Annotated in this window: 18 protein-coding genes; 10 read left to right on the forward strand and 8 right to left on the reverse strand. The window is 67.8% G+C overall.

The features are described 5' to 3' along the window. Window positions 1–22 precede the first annotated feature (22 nt). Together B5Y19_RS10440 and dapF are read right to left on the reverse strand one after the other, a co-directional pair. The gene (locus B5Y19_RS10440; RefSeq protein WP_055729741.1) at window positions 23–778 is read right to left on the reverse strand and encodes an amino acid ABC transporter ATP-binding protein; all 756 of its coding nucleotides are present in this window, start codon (window positions 776–778) and stop codon (window positions 23–25) included. Next, window positions 775–1,647, reverse strand: a complete 873-nt coding sequence (gene dapF / locus B5Y19_RS10445; RefSeq protein ID WP_055729742.1) for a diaminopimelate epimerase — start codon at window positions 1,645–1,647, stop codon at window positions 775–777. Before dapF ends, B5Y19_RS10440 begins: the two co-directional genes overlap by 4 nt. 124 nt (window positions 1,648–1,771) lie before the next feature. Here dapF and B5Y19_RS10450 point away from each other — a divergent pair, with 124 nt between their 5' ends. After that, on the forward strand, window positions 1,772–2,704 hold the full coding sequence (locus B5Y19_RS10450; RefSeq protein ID WP_079591424.1) for a LysR substrate-binding domain-containing protein: 933 nt from the start codon (window positions 1,772–1,774) through the stop codon (window positions 2,702–2,704). A gap of 253 nt (window positions 2,705–2,957) precedes the next feature. Continuing rightward, window positions 2,958–3,905 (forward strand): N-carbamoyl-D-amino-acid hydrolase, encoded by a 948-nt coding sequence (locus tag B5Y19_RS10455; RefSeq protein ID WP_055729744.1) that lies wholly within the window; start codon window positions 2,958–2,960, stop codon window positions 3,903–3,905. Window positions 3,906–3,922: 17 nt separating this feature from the next. Here B5Y19_RS10455 and hydA read toward each other — a convergent pair whose 3' ends face one another. After that, a complete protein-coding gene (hydA, locus tag B5Y19_RS10460) occupies window positions 3,923–5,365 on the reverse strand; it encodes a dihydropyrimidinase (RefSeq protein ID WP_055729745.1) in 1,443 nt (480 codons plus the stop codon). Window positions 5,366–5,439: 74 nt separating this feature from the next. Here hydA and B5Y19_RS10465 point away from each other — a divergent pair, with 74 nt between their 5' ends. Further along, window positions 5,440–6,291: an NHL repeat-containing protein gene (locus B5Y19_RS10465; RefSeq protein ID WP_055729852.1), complete on the forward strand. Its 852-nt coding sequence runs from the start codon at window positions 5,440–5,442 to the stop codon at window positions 6,289–6,291. Between the two features lie 19 nt (window positions 6,292–6,310). On the opposite strand, the gene B5Y19_RS10470 is transcribed toward B5Y19_RS10465, so the two are convergent. From B5Y19_RS10470 to B5Y19_RS10490, 5 genes are all read right to left on the reverse strand, one after another. Next, window positions 6,311–6,985, reverse strand: a complete 675-nt coding sequence (locus B5Y19_RS10470) for an amino acid ABC transporter permease (protein ID WP_055729746.1) — start codon at window positions 6,983–6,985, stop codon at window positions 6,311–6,313. Then, entirely contained in the window at window positions 6,985–7,659 is a 675-nt protein-coding gene (locus B5Y19_RS10475) for an amino acid ABC transporter permease (RefSeq protein WP_055729747.1), read from the reverse strand. The genes B5Y19_RS10470 and B5Y19_RS10475 overlap by 1 nt, the downstream gene beginning before the upstream one ends. 9 nt (window positions 7,660–7,668) lie before the next feature. Further along, on the reverse strand, window positions 7,669–8,418 hold the full coding sequence (locus B5Y19_RS10480; protein ID WP_055729853.1) for an amino acid ABC transporter ATP-binding protein: 750 nt from the start codon (window positions 8,416–8,418) through the stop codon (window positions 7,669–7,671). A gap of 14 nt (window positions 8,419–8,432) precedes the next feature. Beyond that, window positions 8,433–9,308, reverse strand: coding sequence for a substrate-binding periplasmic protein (locus B5Y19_RS10485; protein ID WP_244555549.1), 876 nt, complete (start codon window positions 9,306–9,308; stop codon window positions 8,433–8,435). A 144-nt stretch (window positions 9,309–9,452) separates the two neighbouring features. After that, window positions 9,453–10,379 carry a LysR family transcriptional regulator gene (locus B5Y19_RS10490; protein WP_055729748.1) on the reverse strand — a complete coding sequence of 309 codons (927 nt, stop codon included), beginning with the start codon at window positions 10,377–10,379 and terminating at the stop codon, window positions 9,453–9,455. 118 nt (window positions 10,380–10,497) lie between these two features. Here B5Y19_RS10490 and B5Y19_RS10495 point away from each other — a divergent pair, with 118 nt between their 5' ends. From B5Y19_RS10495 to B5Y19_RS10525, 7 genes are all read left to right on the forward strand, one after another. Beyond that, window positions 10,498–11,595: a thiohydantoin desulfurase gene (locus B5Y19_RS10495; RefSeq protein ID WP_055729749.1), complete on the forward strand. Its 1,098-nt coding sequence runs from the start codon at window positions 10,498–10,500 to the stop codon at window positions 11,593–11,595. 46 nt (window positions 11,596–11,641) lie between these two features. Further along, window positions 11,642–12,991, forward strand: a complete 1,350-nt coding sequence (locus B5Y19_RS10500; RefSeq protein WP_055729750.1) for a hydantoin-5-propionate amidohydrolase — start codon at window positions 11,642–11,644, stop codon at window positions 12,989–12,991. Between the two features lie 5 nt (window positions 12,992–12,996). After that, entirely contained in the window at window positions 12,997–14,241 is a 1,245-nt protein-coding gene (locus B5Y19_RS10505; RefSeq protein WP_055729751.1) for an N-carbamyl-l-glutamate amidohydrolase ErtE, read from the forward strand. A 5-nt stretch (window positions 14,242–14,246) separates the two neighbouring features. Continuing rightward, complete coding sequence (locus B5Y19_RS10510) at window positions 14,247–14,909, forward strand: flavin reductase family protein (protein WP_055729752.1); 663 nt, start codon at window positions 14,247–14,249, stop codon at window positions 14,907–14,909. Next, window positions 14,906–15,589: an aspartate/glutamate racemase family protein gene (locus tag B5Y19_RS10515; protein ID WP_055729753.1), complete on the forward strand. Its 684-nt coding sequence runs from the start codon at window positions 14,906–14,908 to the stop codon at window positions 15,587–15,589. Before B5Y19_RS10510 ends, B5Y19_RS10515 begins: the two co-directional genes overlap by 4 nt. A gap of 2 nt (window positions 15,590–15,591) precedes the next feature. Continuing rightward, window positions 15,592–17,016 carry an FAD-binding oxidoreductase gene (locus tag B5Y19_RS10520; RefSeq protein ID WP_055729754.1) on the forward strand — a complete coding sequence of 475 codons (1,425 nt, stop codon included), beginning with the start codon at window positions 15,592–15,594 and terminating at the stop codon, window positions 17,014–17,016. An 8-nt stretch (window positions 17,017–17,024) separates the two neighbouring features. After that, window positions 17,025–17,451 (forward strand): dihydrodipicolinate synthase family protein (locus B5Y19_RS10525; protein WP_139384341.1); only part of this gene is annotated, 427 nt, incomplete at its 3' end.

The following is a 17,451-nucleotide window of genomic DNA, read 5'->3' on the forward strand; positions in this document are numbered from 1 at the left end:
CGTGGTTCTGGCCACGCCGTCCTCACAAAATCTGATCGAGGAATGCCCGCGTCCGCGGTTGCTGGGGCGCGGAGAACAGCGCGTCCGGCACCCCTTCCTCGACGATGCGGCCCTGATCCATGAAGATCACGCGGTCGGCGACCTCGCGCGCGAAACCCATCTCGTGCGTCACGACGGCCATGGTCATCCCCGCCCCCGCAAGGCGCCGCATCAGGTCGAGGATGCCGCCGACCATCTCCGGATCGAGCGCGGACGTCGCCTCGTCGAACAGCATGAGCTTCGGATCCATCGCCAGAGCGCGGGCGATCGCCACGCGCTGCTGCTGGCCGCCCGAGAGCTGGCTCGGGTAATGACTGGCGCGGTCGGCGATCCCGACCTGCTCGAGCAGGGCACGGGCACGCGCAAGCGCCTCCTCGCGCGGCCGCCGGCGCACGACGGTCTGCGGCATGACCACGTTGTCGAGCGCCGTCTTGTGCTGGAAGAGGTTGAAATTCTGGAACACCATGCCGACTTCGGCGCGCATCTTGTTCAGATCGGCGCGTCCGTCGGTGAGCGAGATGCCGTTCACCGTGATACCGCCCTCATCGACTGTCTCCAGCGCGTTGAGCGTGCGCAGCAGCGTGCTCTTGCCGGAGCCCGAGGGGCCGATGATGACCAGAACCTCCCCCGGCGCGATGGTCAGCGAAACGTCGTCCAGCGCACGATGGGCGACGCGCCCATGGCCCGGTGGGAAGGTCTTGTAGATCTTGTCGACGACGACGATGGGGGCGGCGTTCATCGCGGCCTCGTATCACTGGAGGGGATGCGCCCGGAGAAGGAGACCGCGACATCACCGGTCAGGGTGAGTTCGTCACCCTCCCCAACCTCGACGCGCAGAGTGCCGCCGGGCATTTCGACGGTGACGGCGTCCGCGCTGATCAGACCACGCCGGCGCGCGGCCAGCGTCGCCGCGCAGGCGCCGCTGCCGCAGGCCAGCGTCAGGATGCCGGGACGTTCGTAGACGACGAGGCGAATGGTGGCCTCTCCTGCGATCTCGGCGACACCGATATTGGCCTGCTCGGGCAGGCCCGGCCCCTTCTGGATCGGATCGGCCAGGGCGACGACGTCGAGCGCGTCCCGCTCCGGCACGAAATAGACGAGATGCGGATTGCCGACATTGACGGCAACCGGATCCCGCAGCGGGCCATTCTCGAGGCTCGCACCCGCCTCTTCGAGCGGGCAGGCGAGCGGAATGGCGCGCCAATCCCATTGTGGGCGACCGATCTTCAGGCTCACCCGCCTCGGCCCCTCGCGCCGGGCCGCGATCAGCCCACCGACGGTCTCGACGAGAACATGCTCCTGCCCGCTCTCCTCCATCACCAGCCAGGCGACGCAGCGCGTGGCGTTGAAGCAGGCCGGCGCCTCGGTTCCGTCGACATTGTAGATCCGCAGCCGAAACGTCGCTCCGGGCGCGCGCCCGGGTTCGAGCACGAGGAGCTGGTCGCCGCCTATGCCGATGCGGCGATCGCAGATCCAGCGGATGAACTCCGGTGGCGGCGTGAATCCGGCATCGCGCCCGTCGACAACGACGAAGTCGTTGCCCAGGCCGTGGCACTTGATGAACTCCGTCCCCTCGCCAGCAAGGAAGCGGCGATCGCCCCTGAACACCGCGTCGTCCCCCCGGTCTTTCGCGACATCTCGATGGCAAGCTATCAAGCGAATTCATGCCGTCAAATTCTTGTTTGTGCCCTATTCATTCATTTTCGATATAATCGACCAGCGGAGGGATGCCGTGCGATTGACACATCGTCAGCTCGAGATGTTCCAGACCCTGCTGCGCACGCTGAGCGTGACGGAGACCGCGCAGGAACTGGCCTCCTCGCAGCCTACGATCAGCCGCGAGTTGAAGGCGCTCGAAGCCCAGCTCGGCTTTGCGCTGTTCGAGCGGAAGAGCCGGCGCCTGGAGCCGACCTCGCGGGCGCTTGCCCTGAATATCGTGGTGCAGCGCTCCTTCCTCAGCCTCGCGGAGATCGAGCGGGCCGCGCTGGCCATCCGGGGCGAACGGCTGCATCGGCTCACCATCGCCTGCCTGCCGGCCTTTGCCCATGCACTGATCCCGGAAGTCATCCGCGCCCTGCGGCAGAAGCGGCCCGACACGACCTTCAAGGTCCATTCGCTGGAGGAAGGCGCGCTGACGCGGGACATCCTCGCCAAATTCTTCGACCTGGCGCTCGTCGAGGGTAATATTTCGGGCACGGCCGGCGTCACCACCACGATGCGCTGTGGCGACCTCGTCTGCATCATGCCTCCCGACCATGCGCTCGCGCAGCACGACAGGCTGAGGCCGACCGATTTCGGCGAGTACGACGTCATCTATTATTCGGACGAGGACACCTATCGCCGCCGCGTCGACCTCTGGTTCCAGGGTGCCGGGGTGACGCCTCGCCTGGCGATCGAGACGACGACCGCGTCGTCGATGGCGGCGATGGTCGGCGCGGGCCTCGGCGTCGCGATCGTCAACCCGATGACGGCGCTGGCATCGGACGGCACGCAGGTGGTGGTCCGGCCGATGGCACAGCCGATCGCCTACGCCGTCAATCTGTGGCGCCCCGACGCCACCGGCCGCAATCGGCTGGGAGACGAGATCGCCGAGGTGACGACGGAAGCGATCACGACAATCGCCCGGCGGCTGGCCGCGCGTGGCTTGACGGAGCGCATGTCATGACCGGTACCGCCGGGGGCGTTGATCGCGGCCGTGTCGAGAGGCCTGCCCGGCCGGCAAATGCATAACGTCGGATTATGACCACTCCCAATCAAAGCATATGAAGAATGGGAAGCGGCGGTCTAAGTCTCCAGCACGACCCGACAACCATGGGGCGGCGCTGGCGAAAGCCAGCCTCGGAGGCGACGCAGCGGCCGCGAAGGGGCCCGGCGGAGCAGGATCGAGCAACCCCGCCCCGATCTGATCAGGAACGAACGTGCCACGCATCGTCACAGTCGCCGCCGCTCAACTGGGGCCGATCCAGAAGGCCCACAGCCGCAGGCAGGTCATCGACCGCATGATCGCGCTGATGGAGCAGGCGAAGGCGCAGGGCGCGACCTTCATCGTCTACCCCGAACTGGCGCTGACCACCTTCTTCCCACGCTGGTACAGCGAGGACCGCGCCGAGGCGGATCAATGGTTCGAGCACAGCATGCCCGGCCCGGAGACGCAGCCGCTCTTCGACAAGGCGAAGGCCCTCGGCATGGCCATGAGCTTCGGTTATGCCGAGCTCACCCCGGAGGGGCGCCACTTCAACAGCTCGATCCTCGTCGACCGCGGCGGCCGGATCGTCGGCAAGTATCGGAAGATCCATCTGCCGGGCCATGTCGAATTCGATCCCGAGCGGGCCCACCAGCATCTCGAGAAGCGCTATTTCGAGCCCGGCGATCTCGGCTTCCCGGTCTGGGAATTCGAAGGCGGTCTCATGGGTATGGCGATCTGCAACGACCGGCGCTGGCCCGAGACCTATCGCGTGATGGGCCTACAGGGCGTCGAGATGGTCGTGCTCGGCTACAACACCCCTTCCGCCAACTCGCAATCGAAGAACGAGACTGCGGCAGACCGGCTGTTCCATCACCGCCTCTCGGTGCAGGCCGGCGCCTACCAGAACTCGACCTGGGTCGTGGCCGTCGCCAAGGCCGGCACGGAAGACGGGCACCATCTCTTCGGCGGCACGCTGATCGCAGCGCCGGACGGCAAGATCGTCGGCGAGGTCCAGCATGAGGAGGACGGCGTGCTCGTCCATCCCTGCGATCTCGACGACACCCGTTTCGGCAAGGCGACGATCTTCGATTTCATTCGCCACCGCCGCGTCGAGCATTACGGCCTGATCACCGAGCGGACCGGCGTCGGCGCCCCGCTCGGAAAGCCTGAGGGCGCCTGAGCGCCCTCTTGCCGGCTTCAGCGGAACGGATCGAACGGGGTCGGAAAGCCGCCGGTCGGCGCGATCTCGGCATAAGGGCCGCGCGCCAGCAACTGCCCCTGCCCCGGCTGAGCCAGCACGCGCTCGCCGTCGAAGACGAGGCGGCCGCGCTGATAGGTCGCCGTCGGATAGCCCTGCACCTCCATGCCCTCATAGGGCGTGTAGTCGCTGCCATGGTGCTGCATGGCCTTGGTCAGGGTGACGCGGCGGTTCGGATCGAACAGCACGATATCGGCATCCGCCCCGACAGCGAGCGCACCCTTGCGCGGCGCCAGGCCGAAACGGCGGGCCGGATTGGTCGCGACGAGATCGACGAAACGGCGCAGATCGATGCGCCCCTTGGCGACGCCTTCCGAGTAGAGGATGGGCAACCGCGCCGCGAGACCGGGCACGCCGTTCGGGATCTTGTTGAAGGGCGCGTTCTCACCATGCTGCTTCTTGCCGCGCGGATCGTCGTGGCGCAGCGGCGAATGGTCGGACGAGACGATGTCGATGACGCCGTCGCGCAGGAACCGCCAGAGCGCTTCCCGATCCGCAGCGGAGCGCAGAGCCGGCGAGATCATGAATTTCGCGCCCTCGAAGCCCGGGCGGTCCATGTCAGCCTCGTCGAGCACGAGATATTGCGTGCAGGTCTCGGCCCAGGCCTTCTGCCCGCGCGCCTGCGCCCGCTCGACTTCCTCGCCCGACTGCCGGCCGGAGACGTGGAAGATCTGAATCGGCGTATCCAACGCCTCGGCCAGCGCGAGGATGCGATGCGTCGCCTCGCGCTCCACCACCATCGGCTTGGCCCAGGCGAGATGGCGCGGCGCCGTCTGCCCGGCCGCCAGCAGCGCCTGCGTCAGCCAGGTTATCAGCTCGTGATGCTCGGCATGGACGCAGACGAGCGCGCCTGCGCGCCTGGCCGCAGCCAGCGTCTGCAGGATCTGTGCGTCACCGAGCCGGTTGCTGTCATAGGTCATGAAGATCTTGACCGAGCGGTGCCCGGCCTCGACCAGCGCAGGCAATTCGCGCTCCAGCACCTCAGGTGTCGGATCGTTGACCAGCAGATGGAAGGCATGGTCGATCCGCGCCTGCTTCGCCTTCTCGGCATAGGCCGCGACGGCGCCGGCAAGCGAGCCGCCGCGGATCTGCGGGGCATGGCAGACGATCGTCGTCGTACCGCCCGCCGCGGCGGAGGCCGTGCCGCTGTCGAAGCCGTCGGCGATGTCCGCACCGGAAGAAAAGGGCTGGTCGAGATGGACGTGGCTGTCGACGCCGCCGGGCAGGACGAGCAAACCCTGCGCATCGACCTCCTCCTTGCCACGCGGCAGCCCCGCGCCGATCGCGACGACGAGGCCGCCGGCGATGGCGATGTCGAAAGCCCCGATTTCGGAAGCGGTGACGGCCGTGCCGCCGCGGATGACGAGATCGAATTCGCTCATGGTCTTTCTCCCCTTGCGGCCGGGGCCCTGAAGCGATGGGCACCCGCGGCGCGCGAAACAGCGACGAGGTCAGGATGAAAACGGAATTGCGCGTCGCGCTCGGCGGCAGGCTCTACGGCGTCGAGCGTCCCTGGGGCGCCCTGCCCTCGACGCCGGGACGGATCACCGATCTCGCGGTCGACAGGGACGGTCTCGTCCATGTCCTGCTGCGCCGCGACAGCGCCGTGGACCCAGATGGTCCCTGCGTCGTCACGCTGGCGGCCGATGGCCGCTTCCTGAGGAGCTGGGGCGAGGCGCTCTGCCTCGATGCCCACAAGATCGCGACCATGCCCGTTGGCGGCCTCGCCATCGTCGACCGCGACGCCCATCGCATCCTCTTCTGCGATGACGAAGGCCGCGTTCAGAAGCAAATCGGCGAGAGCCACCGGCCGGGCCAGCCCTTCAACCACCCCAGCGACATCGCGTTTGCGCCCGATGGCGGCTTCTATGTCGCCGACGGCTATGGCAACGGCCACATCCATCGCTTCGATGCGAGCGGCAGCTTGATCGCAAGCTGGGGCTCGCTTGGAACCGCACCCGGCGCCTTCCTGACGCCGCACGGCATCTGCGTGCTCAGCGACGGGCGCGTCATCGTCGCCGATCGCGAGAACAGCCGCGTGCAGAGCTTCAGTGCCGAAGGGGCGTGTCTGGCCGTGTGGGACGCATTTTTGCGCCCCCAGGATGTCATCGCCGATGCGGAAGACCGGATTCATGTCTGCGATTCCATCCCGACGCTGAGCCTGCTCTCGCCGGATGGCGCCCTGCTCGGCCGCTGCCGGCCGGTCCTCAACGGCGCCCATGGCCTCTGGCTCGGGGCCGCGGGCGACATCTTCCTCGCCGAGACCAATCCGAACCGCATCACCCGGCTTTTCCCCGTCGCGATCTGAGGCGACGGGGCGTGCCGCCTCACGCCGCCGACACGGCCGTGCGGTTCTGCAGGCGCGAGACCAGCCGCACGAAGGGCCAGAACATCAGGAAGTAGACGATCGCCGCGGCAATCAGCGGAGTCGGGTTGTAGAGCAGGCCCTGGGCGAGCTGGGCCGAGCGCAGCAGCTCCTGGAGCGCGACCGCCGAGGCGATCGAGGTCTGCTTCACCAGCTCGACCGTGTTGCTGACCAGGTCGGGAAGCACGTTGCGCGTGCCCTGCGGCACCACGACATGGATCATGCTCTTGTACCAGCTCAGGCCGGTGGAACGCGCGGCCTCGCGCTGGCCCTTCGGCACGGATTCGATGCCGGCGCGGAAGATCTCTGCGAAATAGCTCGAGCCGTTCAGCGTCAGCGCCAGCACGGCCGCGGTGAACTCGTTCAGCTTCAGGCCGAGGAAAGGCAGGCCGAAGAAGATGAAAATCAGCAGCACCAGCGGCGGGATCGCGCGCAGCACGTCGACATAGGCGATCAGCAGGAAGCGCAGCAGCTTGCTCGGAACGTCCTGCGCCATGGCGATGGCGATGCCCGTGAGCACCGAGAGCGGGACGGCGACGGCGGCGAGCGCCAGCGTCATCCAGAAGCCCTGCAGCAGCAGCGGCCAGACCTCGGCGAGGACGTCGAGATTGAAGAATGTGGTGACGAGTTCGTTCATCACGACCTCGGATGAGCGTAGGCGTGCTCCAGCCAGCGCGTGAAGCGCACGAAGGGCAGGAACAACAGGAGGAAAAGCAGCGCGCCGACGGTCAGCGCCGTCGGATTGGCGACGTTGGACTGAATGCTCGAGGTGACGTTGAGCAGCTCAGGAACGGCCACGACAGAGCCCAAAGTCGTGCCCTTGCTGATGCCGATGGCGCGGTTGGTCAGCGGCGGGATCGAGATGCGCACCACCTGCGGCAGGATGATGTAGGCCAGCGTCCTGGTGAAGCTGAGGCCCGTCGAGCGCCCGGCTTCCCACTGGCCCTTCGGCACCGCGTTGATGCCGGCCCAGAAGATCTCCTCCGCGAAGGCCGAGAGCACGATCGCCAACGCCAGCACCGTCGCCGTGAACGGCTCCAGCACCAGCCCGAAATAGGGCAGCGCGAAATAGGCCAGCACGATCAGGACGAGCTGCGGGATCGAGCGGAAGAAGTCGATGTAGAAGATGATCAGCCAGTTCAGCGGGCGGATGCCGTAGAGCCTGAGGACCGCGAGCGCGAGGCCGAGCGGGATGCCGATCACGATCGTCAGGATCGACATCTCGACAGTGATGAGGAAGCCGCGCAGGATGTCCGGCCAATAGGCCGACATCAGCGAGAAATCGAAGAAGTAGCGGACGATCTGGTCCATGGGCGCCCGTCAGCCGTGGGAGCGCATCACGAAATCGCGGATGCGCTGGTGCTGCGGGTTGACCAGGATCTCCTGCGGCGTGCCCTCGGCCAGGATCGCGCCGTGGTCCATGAAGACGACGCGGTCGGCGACGTCACGCGCGAACTTCATCTCATGGGTCACGACGATCATGGTCATGCCCATCTCCTTGGTGCGGACCATGACGTTGAGCACTTCGCCGACGAGTTCGGGATCGAGCGCCGAGGTCGGCTCGTCGAAGAGCATGACCTGCGGCTCCAACGCCATGGCGCGGGCGATGCCGACGCGCTGCTGCTGGCCGCCGGACAACTCGGCCGGGTAGGCATCGGCCTTGTGGGCGAGACCGACGACCTCGAGATGGTGGCGGGCCTTCGCCTCCGCCTCCTCCTTGCCCAGGCCGACGACCTTGCGCAGCGCCAGGGTCACGTTCCCCAGCGCCGTCTTGTGCGGGTAGAGATGGATGCCCTGGAAGACCATGCCGATCCCGCGGCGCAGCTTGTCGAGATCGACCTTCGGGCCGGTGACTTCCTGCCCGCCGACGCGGATCATGCCCGCGGTCGGCTCCTCCAAGCGATTGATGCAGCGCAGGCAGGTGCTCTTGCCCGAGCCGGAGGAGCCGACGATCACGACGGCCTCGCCCTTGCCGACCTTGAGATCGACGCCGCGCAGCACCTCGACCTGGCCGAAGCTCTTGCGCAGCCCCTCGATCGAAACGATCGTCTCGGGCGATGCGGCCGTCATGGCGGGCTGCGCGGTCACTTGCAGGCGGCCTTGCGCTCGGCGGCGTCGTAGCCCTCGAAATCCGGAGCGCCCGTGCCTGGATAGACCTTCGCCGAGGAGGAGCCCGCATCCGGCTTCACACCGAACCATTTCTCGTGGATCTTCGCGAGCGTGCCGTCGGTCTTGATGCATTCCAGAGCGCCTTCGACCTGCGAACGGAAGGCGGCGTCCTCCTTGCGGAAGGCGATGCCGAAATTGCGGCCGCTGTCGAGCACGAAGGCGACATCCGCCATCGGCGTCTGCGTCGCGACATAGCGAGAGACCGGCGCATCGGCGACATTGGCGAAGGCGCGGCCGATCATCACCGCCTGCACGGCGTCGGCGTTCTTGTTGTAGCGCTGGATGGTGAAGCCGTATTTGGCCTCGTTGTCGGTCAGCCACTTGTCCGAGATCGAGCCGTTGTTGACGGTCAGCGCCTTGCCCTTCAGCTCTTCGAGATTGGCGATCTTGCCGCCCTTCTTGACGAGGAAGCCGAGGCCCGTCGGCATATAGGGCTCGCTGAACAGCATCTGCGCAGCGCGCTCGGGCGTGATGTTGGTGGGCGCCGGGATCATCTCGTAGCGCTTCGAGAACAAGCCGGCGAAGATCGCCGAGAAGTTCGAATCCGTCACGTCGACGCCGGGACGGCCGAGCTGCTTCGCCAGCGCGACGGACATGTCATAGGTGAAGCCGGTCGTCTCGCCGGTCGGCGTCTTGAAGCAGAAGGGTGCGAAGCCGAGATCGCAGGCGACCTTCAGCTTCTCGCCCTGCGGATGGTCGGCGTCCTGCGCCATGGCCGGAGTCGCGATGAGGGCGGCCAACGCCATGCCCCTGATGGCGGCGCGCGCCACCCCGATCGAATTCAGCTTCATGCTTCCCGCTCCCGTTGTACGACGGCGACGCCGCGATCGTTGCGCCCCTGTTCTTGCAACAATCCGGCCACGTCTGGAGCGAAACCTAACAGGGCGAAATCATGCCCTGCCAATTATTTCTTGTCGGGTTTCCATAACATGATGTTAAGCGCTATCGACCGTCTCTGCCTCCTGGCCTTTCGGCAGAGGCGGCACCAGACCACGCAGAATGTCGACGAAAGCGCTCGCCGTGCGCGATAGCGGCTCGAAGCGCGGCGTCAGCAGATGCGCCCGCACGCGCGTCTTGGGCGCGAGCGGGCGCGACACCAGTTCCGGCCAGGTGCGGCCGCGCAGCACGAACTCGTCGACGACCGCGATGCCGGCACCGGCACGGACCATGGCGCAGGCGACCGGCGTGAAGCGGACGACCGTGCTGATCCTGAGCGGAGCCGATTTCAGCGCGAGCGCGCGCCCGACGACGTCGCCATAGGGCGTCTGCGGACCGAAGCCGATCAGCGGATAGGGCGCAAGGTCGGCTGGGCGGACGACACGCAGCCGGGCGAGCGCGTGATCGCGCGGCATGATCACCATCAGGCGCCCCTCGGTCAGCACCTCCATGTCGAGCGTCGGCTCGTCGACGGGGAGGATCGAGACGCCGAGATCGGCGCGGCCGGCGACGACCTTGGCGATGATTTCGAGCAGGGTCAGCACCTCGAACTCGACGCGCAGGTCTGGAAAGCGCTCGCGCAGACGGGCGATGGCGTCCGGCACCAGCGCCTGGCCGACGCTCGGGCTGGCGACGATCCGCACCGAGCCGGTGCCGCGCTCGCGCAGCTCGTCCGCCAGCTCGTTGACCCGAACCACGCCCTGATGGACCTGATCGACCTCCTGGAAGAGCCGCCGCGCCTCGGGCGTCGGCTGGACGCGTCCGCGGACGCGCTCGAACAGGCGCAACGCCAGCCTGTCCTCGGTATAGGCGAGCAGGCGGCTGATCGCTGGCTGCGAGACGGAGAGCAGCCGCGCCGCGCCGCTGATCGAACCGGTGATCATGATGGCACGGAAGACTTCGATCTGGCGCAGATTGAGCCGCATGCGGATAACATCCCGTTATGATCGGCCGCATAATAAGCATGATTCATTTCGCGTACAGCGCTCTAAGCTTGGCCCTGCGCCGGCAACGACCGGCTCGCGAGAGGGAAGAGGCCGGCCGATGAGACGCTTTCTGACGATGAAGGATGTCGAGGCCGCCGTTGCGGGCGGTTCGGTCTTCGCCGCGGGCGGCGGGGGCTGGGCCGATCATGGCCGGATGCTCGGCACCGCCGCGGTCAACACCGGCAGGCCCGAACTCGTCACCATGGACGAGATCCCCGACGACGCCATCATCGCCACCGCCGCCGCCATCGGCGCGCCAGCCGGCACGACCGAATGGGAGATGTGGGGCATCGACTACGTCAAGGCGGTGCAATTGCTGCAGGAGGCGCTGGGCAAGCCGATCTACGGCCTGATCATTGGCCAGAACGGCATGTCGAGCACGCTGAACGCCTGGCTGCCGAGCGCAATCTTGGGCGTGAAGGTGGTCGACGCGGTCGGCGACATCCGCGCCCATCCCACCGGCGACATGGGCTCGATCGGCCTCGCCAACAGCCCGGAGGCGACGATCCAGGTCGCGGTCGGCGGCAATCGCGCCAAGAACCAGTACATCGAGCTTGTGACCCGCGGCGCGACGGCCAAGGTCTCGCCGATTCTGCGCACGGCTTCCGACATGTCGGGCGGCTTCATCGCCTCCTGCCGCAACCCGGTCTCGGCGGCTTACGTCCGCAAGAACGCCGCGCTCGGCGGCATCTCGATGGCGCTGGCGCTGGGCGAACGCATCCTCGACGCCAAGCCCAAGGGCGGCAACGCCGTGATCGACGCGATCTGCGACCAGACCGGCGGCTCGATCATCGCGCGCGGCCCCGTCGCAAGAAAGGATGTCCGCTACACCAACGAAGCCTTCGACATCGGCACGATCCAGGTCGGCACCGCCGCCGCAGCCCGCATCATCCATGTCATGAACGAATACATGGCCGTGACCGATCTCGACGGCGCCCGCCATGCCTCCTTCCCGGACGTGATCACCACGCTCGACAGCGACGGCCAGCCGGTCAGCGCCGGCCATGTCCGCGAGGGCATGGAACTCTGGGTGCTGCGTGTGCCCAAGGACAAGATCCCGCTGAGTTCCAGCGTGACCGACCCCAGCGTCTATCCGATCGTCGAGAAGGCGCTCGGCATGAACTTCACCGACTACGCGCTCGGCCGCGCAAGCTAGCCGACGCGCTCCGCATACCCCGCAGGAACAACCGGATACCCTGACCATGAGCGATTTCGACCTCGTCCTCCGCGGCAACATCGTGCTCTCCGACCGGATCATCGAAGACGGCTATGTCGCCGTCACCGGCGGCAAGATCGGCAAGGTCGGCTCAGGCACGCCGCCTTCGGCGCGCGAGACCCAGGATTTCCGCGGCCAGTGGATCATGCCCGGCGTCATCGACGGCCAGGTCCACTCGGGCAGCCAGGCCAATCACGAAGGCATCGGCATGTGCTCGCGCGCGGCGGCGGCCGGCGGCGTCACCGTCATGGTCGATATGCCCTATGACGAGCCGGAGCCGGTCACCAGCGCCAAGCTCTTCAACGAGAAGGTCGCGGTGGTCGAGCGCGACGCCCATGTCGACGTCGCGCTCTACGCCACGATCACCATCGAGAACGGGCTCCATGCCATTCCCGGCCTGGTCGAGGCCGGCGCCTGCGCCTTCAAGTTCTCGACCTTCGAGGCCAACCCGACGCGCTTTCCCCGCATCGGCGACGACACGCTCTACGAAGCCTTCAAGCTGATCGAGCCGACCGGCCTGCTCTGCGGCGTCCATAACCAGGACCAGGAGATGACAAGGCGCAACATCGCGAAGCTGACCGAAGCCGGCGACACCGGCCCGGACGCCTTCCTGCGCGCCCATACCCCGCTGGTCGAGAACCTCGCCACCGCCCGCATCTACGAGCTCGGCGCCGAGACCGGGGCTCGCGCCCATGCCGTCCACGTCTCGACCTCGCGCGGCTTCGAGATCTGCAACATGTACAAGCGCGCCGGCCACAAGGCGACGGTCGAGAGCTGCGTGCAGTACTTCATGCTCAACGCCGAGGAGCATGTGCCGCGCTTCGGCGCCAAGGTGAAGCACTATCCGCCGATCCGCCCGAAGGCCGAGAGCGACCTGCTCTGGAGCCACCTCGCCGCCGGCCATTGCGACTTCATCTCGTCCGACCACGTCTCCTGGGGGCTGGAGAAGAAGGGCGACCCGATGATCTTCAAGAACACCTCGGGGGGCCCCGGCATCGAGACGCTGCTGCCGGCGCTCTGGACTGGCTGCGAGGAGCACGGCCTTTCTCCGACCATCGTGGTGAAGCAGCTCTGCGAGGGACCGGCCAAGGCCTTCCTCCTCGCCGACAAGGGCCGGCTCGAAGCCGGCGCCGATGCCGACATCACCGTGCTGGAGCCCGGCCGCTTCATCCACGATCCGAGCAAGAGCCTGGCGGCGGTGAAGTGGAGCTCGATGGAAGGCCGCGAATTCCGCGTCCGCGTCGCCGCGACCTATGTCCGCGGCCAGCTCGCCTGGGACGGCAAGGAGATCCGCAACAAGGCCGGTGACGGCCGCTTCCTGCGCCCGGCGGCCTGAGCGTCATGGCGATCGATCAGGACCGGCTGTGGCGGCGCATCGAAGCGCTCTCCGGGATCACCGATCCCGAGCGCCCCTGGACACGGCGCTCCTTCACCCCGCGCTTCCTCGAAGGCCGCGAATGGCTGGCGGCGGAATTCCGCGAGGCCGGGCTGGAGACCGAGTTCGACGCGGCCGGCAACCTGATCGGCCGCCTCGCCGGCGCCGACCCGGCGCTTAAGCCGATCCTGATCGGCTCGCATTCCGACACGGTGCCCTCCGGCGGCCGCTATGACGGCATCCTCGGCGTGCTCGCCGCGCTGGAGGTCGCCCAGAGCTTCAGCGAGCGCGGCGACAGGCTGCGCCATACCCTTGAGGTCGTCGATTTCCTGGCGGAGGAGCCGAGCGAATTCGGCCTCTCCTGCATCGGCAGCCGCGCGCTCGCGGGCGCCCTCAGCGAGCAGCACCTCGCCCTCACCCGCCCGGACGGCATGACATTGCGCGAAGGCATCGCCTTCATCGGCGGCCGGCCGGAGGAACTTGCTGCGGTCAAGCGCCCCGCCGATGGCGTCGCGGCCTATGTCGAGGTCCATATCGAGCAGGGCCGCGTGCTCGAGAACGAGCAGATCCCGATCGGGATCGTCACCGATATCGTCGGTATCCGCCGCGAGCGCATCGTCGTCACCGGCCGGGCCGACCATGCCGGCGCGACGCCGATGCCGCTGCGGGCCGACGCGCTGGTCGGTGCCGCCAGGCTGGTCGAGGCTGCCTATAAGCGGGCGCTCGCCACGGCGCGGGACAACCAGCCGCTCGTCGCCACTTTCGGGCGCATCGAAGTCAGCCCCAACGCCGCCAATGCCGTGCCCGGCGAGGCGGTTCTGACGCTCGAGGTCCGCTCCGGCAACGAGGCGGCGGTCAAGGCCTTCGGCGATGCCTTGGTGCGCGACCTGCGCCCGACTCTGGAGGAGTTGCGCCTCACCATCGCGGTCGAGCCGATCAGCCATGTCGCACCGACCGCCTGCGCGCCGGAAATCCGCTCGGCCATCGCCAATGCCGCCACCTCGCTCGGGCTCGCCACGCGCGACCTGCCCAGCGGCGCCGGCCATGACGGCGTCCAGATCGCCCATATCGGCCCGGTCGGCATGATCTTCGTGCCTTGCCTCGACGGGCGCAGCCATGCGCCGGAAGAGTCGATCACGCCGGAACAGGCCGGCGACGGAGCGCGCGTGCTGGCCGAGACGGTGCGCCTGCTCGATGTGAGCCTGGGTTAGAGCCGATGGACTGGGCCCCGGGCGATCTGGCGGAGCGCGATCTCTACAAGCTCCTCGTCAATACGGTGCTGCCGCGCCCGATCGCGCTCGTCACCAGCGTCGATGCGGGGGGCCGAGCCAATGCCGCGCCCTTCAGCTTCTTCAACGTCTTCAGCCATGCACCGCCGCTGGTCGTCCTCGGCATCGAGGGGCGCGACAATGCGCCCTCGCCGCTGAAGGACACGATGCGCAACATCCGCAAGACCGGCAGCTTCGTCGTCAACCTGGTCGATCGCGCCATGGTCGAGGCGATGCAGATCTGCGCCATCGACTTCCCCGGCGAGATCGACGAGATCGAGGCGGCGGGGCTCGCGACCGCGCCGAGCATCACCATCGCGGCGCCAAGGCTCGCCGCCTCCCCGGTCCAGCTCGAATGCCGCGAGACGGTCTCGCTCTCGCTCGGCACGCGGCACCGCAACCTCGTCGTCGGCGAGATCGTCCATCTCCACATCCGCGACGGCATCGTCGACGAGCGCCTGCATGTCGACATCGACAAGCTCGACCTCGTCGGCCGCCTGCACGGCGCGGACTGGTATCTCGGCCTGGGCGACCGCTTTCAGGAGCCGCGCCAGACGCTCGCAGGCTGGCGCGAGCGGACGCAAACCACCCCGGAAGGAGAGGTGTCGTGAGCGGCACGATCTACGTCATCAATCCGAACTCGACCGTGCGCGTGACCAAGGAGATCGATGTCGCGGTCACGCCGCTGCGCATGGCCGGCGGCCCCGCGATCGAATGCCTGACGCTGACCGAGGGCCCCCCCGGCATCCAGTCGCAGCGCGATGTCGACGGGCTGATCCCGGCCCTGCTGAAGCGCGCCGCCGGGCTGGAGAATGAAGCGGCCGCCTTTGTCATCGCCTGTTTCTCCGATCCCGGCATGCATGCGCTGCGCGAGCAGAGCGAGAAGCCGGTGCTCGGCATCGCCGAATCCGGCGTGCTGACGGCGCTGACGCTGGGCCAGCGCTTCGGCATCGTCGCGATGCTGCAGAATTCGATCCCGCGCCATCTGCGCTATCTCGGCGCCATGGGGATGATGGACCGCTTTGCCGGCGACCTGCCGGTGAACCTGACCATCGCCGAGATGGCCGATGATGCGCTCACGCTCGGCCGGATGATCGCCGTCGGCAGGACCTTGCGCGACGCGCATCATGCCGATGTGCTGGTCATGGGCTGCGCCGGCATGGCGCGCTTTCGTGAACCGCTGGAACGGGAGCTCGGCATCCCCATCGTCGAGCCGACGCAAGCGGCGGTGACGATGGCGATCGGGCGCGTGCAGCTGGGCTGGGGCGGGCGTCCCCTCCGCGGAGCCTGAGGATGGACGATCTGATCGCGGAACTCGCCGGGGTCCTCGGCGAGGCGAACGTCCTCGTCTCCGAGCAGGACCAGGCGCCCTTCATCACCGACTGGCTCGGCAAATATCGCGGCGCCGCGCGCGCCGTCGTCCGGCCCGGCTCGACGGCGGATGTCGCCGCCGTGATGCGCATCTGCGCACGCCACAAGGCGCCGGTCGTGCCGCAGGGCGGCAATACAAGCATGTCCGGCGGGGCGACGCCCGACGCATCGGGCCAGGCGATCATCTTATCGCTTACGAGACTGAATAGCATTCGCAATATCGACGCGGTCGGTAACACGATCACCGTCGATGCCGGCGTCGTCCTTGCCAAGGTTCAGCAGGCAGCCGGGGCAGCCGGACGCTTCTTCCCGCTCAGCCTCGGCGCCGAGGGCAGTTGCACCATCGGCGGCAATCTCGCCGCCAATGCCGGCGGCGTCGCGGTGCTGCGCTACGGCACCATGCGCGAGCTCACCCTCGGGCTCGAGGTCGTCCTCGCCGATGGGCGCGTCTGGGACGGGCTGACGGCGCTGCGCAAGGACAATACCGGCTACGCCCTACGCGACCTCTTCATCGGCTCGGAAGGCACGCTCGGCGTCATCACCGGCGCGGTGCTCAAGCTCTTCGCCCGGCCGCATGCCCGGGCAAGCGCCTTCGTCGCGGTTCGGGACGCCGCTGCCGCGCTCGCGCTTCTGGCGACGGTCCGCGACCGTTGCGGCGACCGGCTGACCGCCTTCGAGTTCATGACCGGCGAGTGCCTGGCGCTGATCCTGCGCCATATCGGCGATGCCCGCCTGCCACTGGCCGCAACGCCCCCGGCGGCCGTGCTGATCGAGCTTTCGGACCAGGACGACGAACCTGAACTGCGCGAGCGCCTCGAAGCCGCACTGGCCGAGGGCATCGAAGCCGGCCTCGTGCTCGACGCCGCCATCGCGCAGGACGGCACGCAGGCCAAGGCTTTCTGGCGCATCCGCGAAGGCGTCTCGGAAGCGCTGGTGCGCGAGGGCAAGGCGGCCAAGCACGACGTCTCGATGCCGGTCTCGGCCATGGCCGAATTCGTGGCCGTCGCCGACGCCGCCGTCCGGAGGGTGGCGCCCGGCGTCAGGCCGATCGTCTTCGGCCATCTCGGCGACGGCAACCTGCACTACAACCTGCTGCCGGCCGAGGGCCAGGATCCGGCCGCCTTCGCGGCGATCGCGCCGGAACTCACCCGCATTGTCCATGACGAGATCGGCCGCCGGCGCGGCTCGATCAGCGCCGAGCACGGCATAGGCCAGTTGCGCGTCGACGAGATGCCGCTGCGCAAGGCGCCGCTCGAACTCGAACTGATGCACCAGCTCAAGCACCTGCTCGACCCGGCAGGGCTGCTCAACCCCGGCAAGCTCATGCCTGCCGCCACCAAGAACTGAGGACGACCATGGCTCTGCTCGATGAAACCGCGAAGGGTGTCTATGTCATCGCGGTGACGCCCTTCACCGAGACCGGCGCGCTCGATCTCGACAGCACCGACCGCATGGTCGACTTCTATCTGGAGAAGGGCGCGACCGGTCTCACCGTGCTCGGCATGATGGGCGAGGCGCCGAAGCTGACGGCGGACGAATCCCGCATCTTCGTGCGCCGCGTGCTGAAGCGGGTGGACGGCCGCGTCCCGGTCGTCGCCGGCGTCTCGGCGTCCGGCTTCGCCGCGATGCGCGAGCTCAGCGACAGCGTGATGGGCGACGGCGCTGCCGGCGTGATGGTCGCGCCGCCCTCGACGCTGCGCACCGACGACCAGATCCTCTCCTACTACGCCATGGCGGCCGAGACGCTGGGGCCGAAGACGCCCTTCGTGCTGCAGGATTTCC

The organism is Allobosea thiooxidans (genome assembly GCF_900168195.1).
GTDB lineage: Bacteria > Pseudomonadota > Alphaproteobacteria > Rhizobiales > Beijerinckiaceae > Allobosea > Allobosea thiooxidans.